The 12,020-nt window shown below is 52.3% G+C and carries 6 protein-coding genes; 4 read left to right on the top strand and 2 right to left on the bottom strand.

From position 1 onward, the window contains the following. Positions 1 to 3 precede the first annotated feature (3 nt). Genes MY7_RS13445 through MY7_RS13430 form a run of 4 tightly spaced genes read left to right on the top strand, consistent with a single transcriptional unit; the run spans position 4 to position 9,953 of the window. Positions 4 to 1,629: a (2,3-dihydroxybenzoyl)adenylate synthase gene (locus MY7_RS13445; protein WP_007613472.1), complete on the top strand. Its 1,626-nt coding sequence runs from the start codon at positions 4 to 6 to the stop codon at positions 1,627 to 1,629. An 18-nt stretch (positions 1,630 to 1,647) separates the two neighbouring features. Further along, on the top strand, positions 1,648 to 2,574 hold the full coding sequence (locus MY7_RS13440) for an isochorismatase (protein WP_007613471.1): 927 nt from the start codon (positions 1,648 to 1,650) through the stop codon (positions 2,572 to 2,574). 14 nt (positions 2,575 to 2,588) lie between these two features. Next, positions 2,589 to 9,719, top strand: coding sequence for an amino acid adenylation domain-containing protein (locus tag MY7_RS13435; RefSeq protein ID WP_007613469.1), 7,131 nt, complete (start codon positions 2,589 to 2,591; stop codon positions 9,717 to 9,719). 18 nt (positions 9,720 to 9,737) lie between these two features. Continuing rightward, entirely contained in the window at positions 9,738 to 9,953 is a 216-nt protein-coding gene (locus tag MY7_RS13430; protein ID WP_007408694.1) for an MbtH family protein, read from the top strand. Positions 9,954 to 9,997: 44 nt separating this feature from the next. On the opposite strand, the gene MY7_RS13425 is transcribed toward MY7_RS13430, so the two are convergent. Further along, positions 9,998 to 10,675: a YukJ family protein gene (locus MY7_RS13425; protein ID WP_007613467.1), complete on the bottom strand. Its 678-nt coding sequence runs from the start codon at positions 10,673 to 10,675 to the stop codon at positions 9,998 to 10,000. A gap of 117 nt (positions 10,676 to 10,792) precedes the next feature. Continuing rightward, on the bottom strand, positions 10,793 to 11,923 hold the full coding sequence (gene ald, locus MY7_RS13420; protein WP_003152011.1) for an alanine dehydrogenase: 1,131 nt from the start codon (positions 11,921 to 11,923) through the stop codon (positions 10,793 to 10,795). Positions 11,924 to 12,020: the final 97 nt, after the last annotated feature.

Raw genomic sequence — 12,020 nt, 5'->3', positions numbered from 1 at the left:
ATCGTGCTGACTGGATTTACGCCATGGCCGGAAGAATGGGCTGACAAATACCGAAAAGACGGCTGCTGGAAGGGTGAGACGTTCGGAGGAATGCTGAAAGAGCGCGCGGCTTTATACGGAAATCAAACTGCCGTGACGTGTAAAGATGTACATTGGACCTACAAAGAATTAGATGAAAGGGCCGATCGTTTAGCGGCGGGGCTGCATGAGCTCGGAATTCAAAAGGAAGACCGCGTTGTCGTTCAGCTGCCGAATATCGCTGAGTTTTTTGAAGTGATTTTCGCGCTGTTCCGCCTCGGAGCACTGCCCGTTTTCGCGCTGCCTTCTCATAGAAGCAGTGAGATTACGTATTTCTGCGAGTTTGCAGAGGCGAAAGCATACATCATTCCTGGTATGCATTCAGGTTTTGATTATAGGGCGCTTGCCAGACAGGTGAAAGACAAACTTCCGGATTTGGCGCATGTCATTGTGGCCGGCGAAGCTGAAGAGTTTCAGGAACTGAGCAGCCTGCATAGAGAGCCTGTTCAGCTGGAAGATGTAAGCCCGGCGGAAGTCGCCTTTTTACAGCTTTCAGGAGGCAGTACGGGGCTGTCCAAGCTGATTCCGCGAACACACGACGATTACATATACAGTTTACGCCTCAGCGCGGAAATATGCGGCTTGGATCATCACAGCGTTTATTTGGCCGCTCTGCCGACAGCGCATAATTATCCGCTCAGCTCGCCAGGTGTGCTGGGAACTTTATATGCCGGAGGCCGGGTTGTTCTGTCACCGACGCCGAGTCCGGATGACTGCTTCCCGTTAATTGAAAAAGAACGTGTCACGATTACAGCGCTCGTCCCGCCGCTTGCGATGGTGTGGATGGACGCATCCGGTTCGCGAAGTGATGATTTATCAAGCCTTCAAGTGCTGCAGGTGGGAGGCGCCAAATTCAGCGCTGAGGCGGCCCGCCGCGTAAAGAGCGCTTTCGGATGCACCCTTCAGCAGGTTTTCGGAATGGCGGAAGGATTGGTGAATTATACGAGACTGGATGATCCTGAAGAGATCATTGTCAATACGCAAGGCAGACCGATGTCACCTTTTGATGAGGTAAGGGTTTTAGACGATGACGGGCGGGATGTCGCCCCCGGTGAAGCGGGACATTTGTTTACACGCGGCCCTTACACGATTCGCGGATATTATAAAGCGCCAGAACATAATGAAAGATCATTCACAGCCGACGGATTTTATCAGACCGGCGATATCGTCAAACTGACGGCGGACGGCTATATCATCGTCGAAGGACGTGCGAAAGATCAAATCAATCGGGGCGGTGAAAAAATAGCCGCTGAGGAGGTGGAAAATCACCTTCTTGCGCATCCTGCCGTTCATGATGCCGCCATGGTTTCAATGCCGGATGACTTTCTCGGAGAACGTTCCTGTGTGTTCGTCATTCCGAAAGGAGAAGCACCGAAACCGGGAGAGCTGAAAGCGTTTTTACGGGAGCGCGGACTGGCGGCATATAAAATCCCCGACCGGATTGAATTTATCGCTTCTTTCCCGAAAACCGGCGTCGGCAAGGTCAGTAAAAAGGATCTTCGCGAAACGATCGCCCAAAAAGTAAAGCCGGCTGAAATCAAACAATCTTAAAAAAAGGAAGTGTTTACATTGGCTATACCGTCTATTCCCGCATATGCGCTGCCGACAGCGTCAGATATGCCTGAAAATAAAGTATCGTGGACGCTGAATCCGAAACGCGCGGTGCTTCTGATCCATGACATGCAGAATTATTTCGTCGATGCTTTTGCGAAAGGTGTCGCTCCGATCACAGAGGCGTCTAAGAATATCAAAAAAATAAAAGAGCAATGCAAAGCACTTGGCATTCCGGTGGTGTATACCGCGCAGCCGGGCAGCCAAGACCCGGCGGACCGTGCGCTGCTGACGGATTTTTGGGGGCCGGGGCTAAAAAGCGGGCCCTATGAAGAAAAGGTCATTCCGGAGCTTGCCCCGGATGATCAGGACATTGTCCTCACAAAGTGGAGATACAGCGCGTTTAAACGGACGAATCTCCTTGAGATCATGCGTGAAAGCGGCAGAGACCAGCTCATGATTACGGGAATTTATGCACACATCGGCTGCCTCGTCACAGCATGTGAAGCATTTATGGATGATATCCAAAGCTTCTTTATCGGAGATGCCGTTGCTGATTTTTCTTCAGAAAAACATAAGATGGCCATCGAATATGCGTCTCAGCGCTGCGCTTACACAGCTTTGACAAACGAAGTGCTGGAGCTGCTGGGCGGCGCGCCGGTTTCTGAAGGAGAAAAGAAGGCTTCCGCCGTATTGACAAAAGACCGGGTGCGGGAACAAATTGCGGCGATTCTTCAAGAATCACCGTCTGATATTCCGGATCATGAAGACCTGCTGGACAGAGGTCTTGACTCCGTCAGAATCATGAGCCTTGTCGAACAATGGCGCCGTGACGGAGCTGAAGTGACGTTTGTGGAACTGGCGGAGAACCCGACGCTGGAAGAGTGGTGGAGACTTCTTTCTTCCCGATCTCAAAAAGTCTTGCCGAACGCAGATTATTTATAAAGGGAGAGAATAGAATGCATGATACACAACAGCTGCCTCTGACAGGCGCACAGGCCGGTATCTGGTTTGCGCAGCAGCTTGATCCTGATAATCCGATTTACAATACAGGCGAGTACGTTGAGATAAACGGCGCGATCGATGTGAACATATTTAAAACCACTCTCGAACGCGTGCTGACGGAAGCCGCGTCATTACACGCCCGCTTCGAGGAGGGAGCAGACGGGCCGAAGCAGATCATCAATCCTCCATTTGAGGCTGCGATCGATGTCATAGATGTGAGTTCAGAAGCTGATCCAAAGCAGGCCGCACTCAGACTCATGCAGACAGATTTGGCTGAGCCCGTTGATATGGCGGCCGGGCCTTTGTTCCGCGACATTTTATTTCAGGCGGGACCGGAACGCTTTTTCTGGTATCAGCGCATTCACCACATTGCGATAGACGGCTACGGTTTTTCACTGCTGGCACGGCGTACGGCGCAAATGTACACCGCAATACGGGAAGGACGTCCGGATAACGGGCGCTCCTTCGGCTCTTTGGAGGAGCTGGTAAAAGAAGAACAAGAATACCGAGCGTCTGATCAATTCCTGAAAGATCGGGAATTTTGGATGGAGAAATTTGCAGATGAACCTGATGTCGTCAGTTTGGCGGAAAGAGCGCCGAGAACGTCAACAAGCTTTCACAGGAGCACGGCTTATCTTTCTGAAGCGGCTTTACAGCATGTAAAAGCGATTCCGAACTGGCATGAAGCCGTCACGGCCGCAGCAGCGGTATATGTCCATCGGATGACAAACGCAGGGGATATCGTGCTCGGTTTACCGATGATGGGACGGATCGGCTCGATTTCACTGAATATTCCGATTATGGTCATGAATCTTCTGCCTTTACGGCTTTCTCTCCGCCCGGATATGAATTTTCATGAGGCCGTCAGCCAAGTGGCAAAAGAAATCCGAAACATCCGGCGCCATCAGAAATACCGCCATGAAGACATGCGCCGCGACCTTAAATTGCTCGGAGAAAATCGCAGGCTGTTCGGCCCGCAAGTCAATGTGATGCCGTTTGACTACGCGCTTGATTTCGCCGGAGCGCGGGGGACCGTTCATAACTTATCAGCCGGGCCCGTTGATGATTTGTCAATTAACGTTTACGACAGAGCGGACGGAAGCGGAATGCGTGTGGACTTTGATGCGAATCCGGAAGTATACAGCGCCGAAGATATTGAAAACCATCAAAAACGATTCCTGCTTCTGTTGGAATCCGCTGTGAAAGACCAGACACAAAAAATCGGCACACTCAACCTTCTGCTTGAAAGTGAACGTCTCTGCGTACTGGAAAGCTGGAATGACACGCGCAAGACCGAGAAGCAGAAAAGTCTGCCGGAGCTGTTTTACGAACAGTCCGTAAAAACACCGGACCGGCCGGCAATCATCACCGAAAACGAAGAGCTCAGCTATGCCGAATTGAACAAGCGCGCGAACCAGCTTGCCGGCATGCTAAAGGAAAAGGGGCTCGGACCGGAACAATTTGCCGCTTTGCTGCTTCCGCGGTCACAGGAGTTGGCCGTGAGCATGCTGGCCGTTTTGAAAACGGGAGCCGCATACCTGCCGCTTGATCCTGATTTTCCTTCTGAGCGGATCACATACATGCTCAAAGATGCACAGCCTGCATGCCTGATTACAACGATGGAATTATCCGGCCGCATGCCGGAAGACAGTGATGCAAAAAGGATCATTCTCGATGACCCGGATACGGTAAAAAACGTTGCTGCTCATAATGCTGACTGTCCCGCTCAGGCGGAATGTTCGCCTTTGCACCCCGCTTATATCATCTATACATCGGGTTCAACGGGCAAACCGAAAGGCGTAGTCGTGACATTAAAAAGCGTAAGCAATTTCCTCTTATCCATGCGGGAAATGTTCCCGCTCGGGGAACAAGACCGCCTGCTTGCTGTTACGACAGCGGCGTTTGATATTTCCGGACTTGAGCTCTTCCTTCCGCTCATCAGCGGGGCGGGGTGCGTCATCGCACGTAAAGAGACGATTCAGGAACCGCGGGCGCTTGCGCACATGATTCACTCATACGGTATTTCAATCATGCAGGCAACGCCGACATTGTGGCATTCATTAGTCACCAATGAACCGGATTCTCTCCGGGCGCTGCAGGTGCTTGTCGGAGGTGAGGCGCTTCCGAACGCGCTTATGCATGCTCTGCTTGAATCAGGCTGTACGGTGACGAATCTGTACGGGCCGACTGAAACAACAATCTGGTCGGCCGCACAGCCGCTTGCAAAAGGCCATACAGGAGCGCCTCCGATCGGAAAGCCGATTTGGAACACGCGGGTATACGTGCTGGACGCCGCATTGCAGCCCGTCCCGCCGGGAGTCGCGGGCGAGCTTTATATCGCGGGCGAGGGGCTTGCCAGAGGTTATTATAACCGTCCTGATTTAACAGCTGAAAGATTCATTGCCGATCCGTACGGCCCCGCGGGCGCGAGGATGTACCGGACGGGAGATCTCGTGCGCTGGCGTGAGGACGGCTCGCTTGATTATATCAGCAGAGCCGATCACCAAATTAAAATCCGCGGGTTCCGGATAGAATTAGGAGAAATTGAGTCAGTGCTGTCGAAATATCCGGGTATTTCGCAGGCCGCCGTCATTGTCCGTGAAGACCAGCCGGGAGATAAGCGGCTGGCGGCTTATGCTGTCTCGGATCAGCCCCTTGATATCGGCGGACTTCGTGCATATATGGCCGAAAGCCTGCCGGATTATATGGTGCCAGGCGCGTTTGTACAGCTGAAAGAATTGCCGCTGACGCCGAATAAGAAGCTCGATCGCAGCGCTCTGCCTGCACCTGATTTTTCCGCTGTCCTCTCTGACAGAGGGCCGCGGACGCCGCAGGAAGAAATATTATGCGATCTGTTTGCCGAGGTTCTCGGTCTCGCGCGGGTCGGAATTGATGACGGGTTCTTTGAATTGGGCGGACATTCGCTCTTAGCCGGACGCCTGATGAGCCGGGTCCGGGAGACGATGGGCGCAGAGCTTGGCATCGGCCGTCTGTTTGATACGCCGACCGTTGCCGGGCTCGCCGCACAGCTTGACACCGCAAAGAGCGCGCGGCCTAAGCTCAAACCGTTTGACCGGCCGGAGCACATCCCGCTGTCATTTGCGCAGCAGCGTCTATGGTTTCTCTACTGTCTTGAAGGGCCAAGCCCGACTTACAACATTCCGGTGATTGTCCGCATGTCAGGCAAGCTTGACCAATCAGCGCTGAAACACGCCTTTTACGATGTTGTCAGCCGTCATGAAAGCCTGCGCACCATTTTTCCGGAAAATAAGGGATCATCGCATCAGCTCATTTTATCTGCTGAAGAAGCCCGCCGCCCTGTGTTTACAGTGACACGTGCAGACAAAAACGAGCTCCAAGACATGCTTGCCGCTGCGGCACGATATCGGTTTGATCTCGCTAAAGAGCCGGCCGTCCGGGCTGAGCTGTTTGATCTTGGTGACGACGAGTATACGCTGATGATTCTCCTGCATCACATCGCAGGTGACGGCTGGTCCTTGAATCCGCTCATGCGTGACTTATCCATAGCCTATATCGCCCGGCAAACAGGTGAAAAAGCAGAATGGGCGCCGCTGGCGGTTCAATATGCGGATTATGCGCTTTGGCAGCAGCAGCTTTTAGGCAGCGCGTCTGATTCTGAGAGCTTAATTGCACGCCAATTGGATTTTTGGAAGAAAACGCTTGAAAATGTACCGGATCAGCTGGAGCTGCCGTCTGATTTTCCGCGTCCCGCTGAATCAAGCTACAGGGGCGGCGTCATTCCGGTCAATATCGGCCAAGAGCTGCATGCCCGTCTTCTCTCACTTGCCAGAAATCAGCGCGTAAGCCTGTTTATGGTGCTTCAATCAGGGCTTTCCGCGTTACTGACCCGGCTCGGTGCAGGGACCGATATTCCGATCGGAAGTCCGATAGCAGGACGCAGTGATGACGCATTAGGAGACCTTGTGGGTATGTTCATTAATACACTCGTACTGAGAACCGATACCTCTGGCGATCCGAGCTTTTGTGAGCTCCTTGAAAGGGTCAGAGAAATGAATCTCGCAGCATATGAACATCAGGATGTGCCGTTTGAACGTCTCGTGGAAGAATTGAATCCGGTTCGTTCCCGATCAAGACATCCGCTGTTCCAAGTGATGCTCGCATTCCAAAATACGCCTGACCCTGTACTCAGTCTTCCTGATATGGAAACAAGCCTGCAAATCAGCAGTGTCGGGTCGTCCAAATTTGATTTGACGCTGGAATTGGCTGAACAGCGCCATGACGACGGCACGCCTGCCGGTATTGAAGGCCTGCTGGAGTTCAGTACGGACTTATTCAGAAAAGAAACGGCCGAAGCACTTGCCGGACGCCTGCTTCTTCTGCTCGAAGATGCTGCATCACATCCGGAAAAACCGATCGGAAGCTTAACCATTCTTTCTGATGAAGAGCGCCGGAAGCTTTTGCCGGTTAATCGGGCAAAACAGCATATTCAGCCTCGGCAGACACTGCCTGAATTGTTTGAAATACAGGCCGCCGCAAAATCGGATGAAACGGCGGCAGTATTTGAAGAGAGCGGTCTCACTTATAAAGAGCTGAATGAAAAAGCCAATCAGCTCGCACACATGATGATTGCCCGCGGCGTCGGCCCGGAGCAGTTTGTCGCACTGGCGCTGCCGCGTTCTTTAGATATGATTGTCGGGCTGTTAGCCGTCCTGAAGACGGGGGCAGCGTATTTGCCGCTTGATCCTGATTATCCCGCGGACCGCATTGCTTTTATGTTACATGATGCCAAGCCTGTATTTATGCTCACCAACCGTGAAGGCGCAAGTAAGCTCTCTATCGAAAGCGGCATGCCGGCCTTCATCTTGGATGATCCGCAGAACAAGGAAACACTTCGGCAATATGCCGTCACGAACCCTGAGAATGCCGACCGTATTCGTCCGCTGTCACCGCTTCACCCGGCCTATGTCATTTACACGTCGGGATCAACAGGTGTGCCGAAAGGTGTCATCATTCCGCACAGCAATGTTATCCGGCTGTTTGAGTCGACGCGGCATTGGTATCACTTTCATTCTGATGATGTATGGACGATGTTTCACTCCTACGCTTTCGATTTCTCTGTCTGGGAAATGTGGGGGCCGCTGCTTCACGGCGGACGTCTCGTCGTCGTGCCGCATGACATCAGCAGATCGCCGGAAGCGTTTTTACATCTCCTCGTGAAAGAGCGGGTGACTGTACTTAACCAAACGCCGTCAGCGTTTTACCAGCTGATGCATGCGGAAAAAGAACACAAAGAGCTGGGGCGTCAGCTCGCACTCAGATATATCATCTTCGGCGGCGAGGCGCTTGAGCTGAGCCGGCTTGAGGATTGGTACAGCCGCCACGCAGACAATCAGCCGGTGCTCGTGAATATGTACGGCATTACGGAAACGACGGTGCACGTCAGTTACCTTGAATTAGACAAAAACATTGCCGAACTGAGAGCAAACAGCCTCATCGGCTGCGGCATTCCTGATCTGAACGTATATGTGCTTGATGACCGGCTGGAGCCTGTGCCCCCGGGCATCACGGGCGAAATGTATGTTGCCGGAGGAGGCGTGGCACGCGGCTACTTAGGGCGGCAAAGCCTGACCGCCGAACGCTTTGTGGCTGATCCGTACGGCCCGCCGGGAACGAGAATGTACCGGACGGGGGATTTAGCCCGTGTGCGGACAGACGGTTCTCTTGATTATATGGGCAGGGCGGACCACCAGATTAAAATCCGCGGCTTCCGGATTGAATTGGGAGAAATCGAAGCGGTTCTCGTCAAACATCCGGATGTCGAGGATGCCGCCGTAGTCGTCCGTGAAGACCGGCCGGGAGATAAACGGCTGGCCGCCTACCTTGTCCGATCTGCCGGCAGCACCTTGGACACGGGGGACATGCGCCGGTTTGCCGAAGAAAGCCTGCCGGATTACATGGTTCCGTCAGCTTTTGTCCAAATGAATGAACTGCCGCTGACACCGAATGGAAAGCTTGACCGAAAAGCGCTCCCTGCGCCTGACTTCCAAACGGAGGTCACCGGCCGGGGACCGAGAACGCCGCAGGAAGAAATGCTGTGTGAGCTGTTCGCAGAGGTGCTTCATCTGCCGCGTGTCGGTATTGATGACAGATTTTTTGATTTAGGCGGCCATTCTTTGCTTGCGGTTCATTTAATGAGCCGTATTCGGGAAGCGATGGGAGCCGAGCTCAGTATCGGAACACTATTTGAAGCTCCTACGGTGGCAAGCCTTGCTGAAAGACTTGAGTCAGGAACGGGCGCAAGCGCGCTTGATGTTCTTCTTCCGCTCAGAACGGCAGGAGAAGAAACACCGTTGTTCTGTGTCCATCCGGCCGGCGGTCTCAGCTGGTGTTATGCCGGGCTGATGTCTTCTTTAGAGGCTGATTATCCGATATACGGCTTACAGGCGAGAGGCATCGGAAAAAAAGAACCGCTTCCGCAAAGCTTAGATGACATGGCGGCGGATTATATTGAAAAAATCCGCACCGTGCAGCCGAAAGGGCCGTACCGTCTGCTTGGCTGGTCTCTTGGAGGGAATGTCATTCAGGCCATGGCGACACAATTACAGAGCCGGGGTGAAGAGGTTTCGCTATTGGTGATGCTTGACGCGTATCCGAATCATTTTCTGCCGATAAAAAATGCGCCTGATGACGAGGAAGCCGTCATCGCGCTGCTTGCCCTGGGAGGGTACGACCCGGACAGCCTCGGGGATCAGCCGCTTGATTTTGACACCGCGCTGACCATTCTCCGCCGTGAGGGAAGCGCATTAGCCAGCCTGGACGAGTCAGTGATGATGAATCTGAAAGACACGTACGTTAATTCTGTCGGGCTGTTAGGAACATACAAGCCGAAGCCGTTCCACGGAGATGTGCTGTTCTTCAGATCAACGATTATTCCGGAGTGGTTTGACCCGATTGAGCCGGATACTTGGAAACCGTATATTACGGGGAAAATCGAGCGGTATGACTTAGACTGCCGCCATAAAGATATGTGCCAGCCGGGCCCGCTTGCCGACATTGGCGCGATTCTGGCAGAGAAATTAAACGGACGGCGTACAGTCCGGTAAAGAAAGGAAAGAGATGATATGACAAATCCATTTGAACGGGAAGACGGCTCATACCACGTGCTCGTCAATGCTGAAGGCCAGTACTCACTGTGGCCGGCCTATCTGGATGTGCCGGACGGCTGGGAAACCCGCCTCACGAATGAAACCCGCCCCGTTTGTCTCGAATATATTGAAACAAACTGGCGTGATATGAGGCCGGAAAGCCTGAAACAGGCGGAAGCCGCTAAAATGTAATAAGAAAAGCCTGCCGTTATTTCGGCAGGCTTTTTATGCGGACATCAGCCGTTAAGCTGTGTATGATCACAAAATGTATAAGGGTGGCCTTCTTCATTCGTGCACCATGACTGAGACAGAAAAGCCAAAAAGACCGCGGCCCACTGGTCTGCAAACTGGATTAAAATACCGCCGTCGTGCCACGTTCCGTTATCCTTCTTCCAGCGTGTATCAATTGGGTTTCCCTGATTCATATGAATATTATGCATGCCGTTTGTCGGCTTGAACCCGAAAATCTTATCAGCGCCCGGCTCCGGCCCGAATTTAGAGCCGTAAATATAGACGGTGGCTTTTTCTGATTTGGCTTTTTGCATGTACGTCTCAATAAAGTCATTTAAGTCATTATCCGGACCGGTGACTTCATGCGGGAGGGGCACCATGTTCCGGGGATCAAACAATCCGCCGCGGACATAATCCAGCGCCAGCTCACGGCTGGTTTCATCAATTGGGGTATATCCATACGGAATGTTGGGCAGCAGGGTGATCGCGCTTGCGTCAAAATGATCGCGTGCCGCATACAGAACCTCTGATTCTTTTGAACTTGACATGACATTGATCGCACAGCGATAGCGCGTATCAGGCTCGCCTAGCACCTCGACTTGAAAATGCGGAGAATCATCATCTGTTTCCCTTTTCATATCTGACACAGTGCCTTTTAATACACCATAGTGCTGAACAGCCATATGAATCCTCCTTTTTCTTCCGGGATATGAATTGATATTCGAGACAGGGGGCCGTTTTTCCTTTTATGAGAAAGAAAAAAGGACAGCCCGCTGATCAGGCTGTCCTCTTCATATCTATTAAGCTTTTGCAGCCGAACCCTGCATTGCTTTTTCAGCAGGCACGTAGTCATAGCCTAAGTCTTTGGCTACCGCTTCATACGTGACATGTCCGTTAGCCGTATTTAAGCCCGCTTTGAGCGCAGGGCTGTCTGCAATGGCTTGTGCCGCGCCTTTATTGGCGATTTGAAGCGCGTAAGGAACGGTTACATTCGTTAATGCGAGCGTAGACGTACGCGGTACGGCGCCCGGCATATTGGCGACAGCGTAGTGAACGACGCCGTGTTTTTCGTAAGTCGGATTATCGTGGGTTGTAATATGATCAACGGTTTCCACAATGCCGCCCTGATCGATGGCAACATCAACAATGACGGAACCCGGTTTCATTTGTTTAACCATTTCTTCCGTAACGAGAGTCGGCGCTTTGGCTCCCGGGATGAGCACGGCGCAGATCAGAAGATCCGCTTCCGCGACGGAATCTGCAATATTTACAGGGTTTGACATCAAGGTTTTAATCTGATGCCCGAAAATATCATCAAGCTGACGCAGGCGGTCTGCGTTCAAATCGATCATTGTCACATCGGCACCGAGTCCGACAGCCATTTTCGCGGCATTTGTTCCGACGCCGCCCCCTCCGATGATCGTGACTTTTCCGCGGGATACACCCGGTACGCCGGCTAATAAAATTCCTTTTCCGCCCTTTGGTTTTTCAAGAAACTGAGCCCCGATTTGCGCGGCCATTCTGCCGGCCACTTCGGACATCGGCGTAAGCAGCGGAAGGGAACGTCCGTCCGTTACCGTTTCGTACGCGATAGCTGTCACGCCTTTTTCTGTAAGCGCTTTAGCTAATTCCGGCTCTGCAGCTAAATGAAGGTAAGTGAATAAGACCAGACCTTGACGGAAATACGCATACTCTTCAGCCAGCGGTTCTTTTACCTTCATGACCATTTCCGCATCCCATACTTGCTTTCTGTCCTCCAGAATTTCCGCCCCTGCTGATACATAATCTTCATTTGTAAAGCCGCTTCCGAGTCCCGCTCCGGATTCCACAAGAACCCGATGGCCGTTTCCGATAAGCTGTGAAACGCCTCCAGGTGTTAATGCCACTCGATTTTCATTGTTTTTGATTTCCTTTGGAACCCCGATAATCATGTCTGTTTCCCCCAATGTTTGTGTGATGCTTCAAGTGTAGCGCGATTTTTGCGAAAATTCTTTGTTTGAAACAGAAAATAAAAAAACACGGATTTGT

The organism is Bacillus sp. 5B6 (assembly GCF_000259405.1).
Taxonomy (GTDB): domain Bacteria; phylum Bacillota; class Bacilli; order Bacillales; family Bacillaceae; genus Bacillus; species Bacillus velezensis.
Note: the sequence above shows the minus strand (reverse complement) of the source record. Positions and strands in the feature narration are given on the sequence as shown.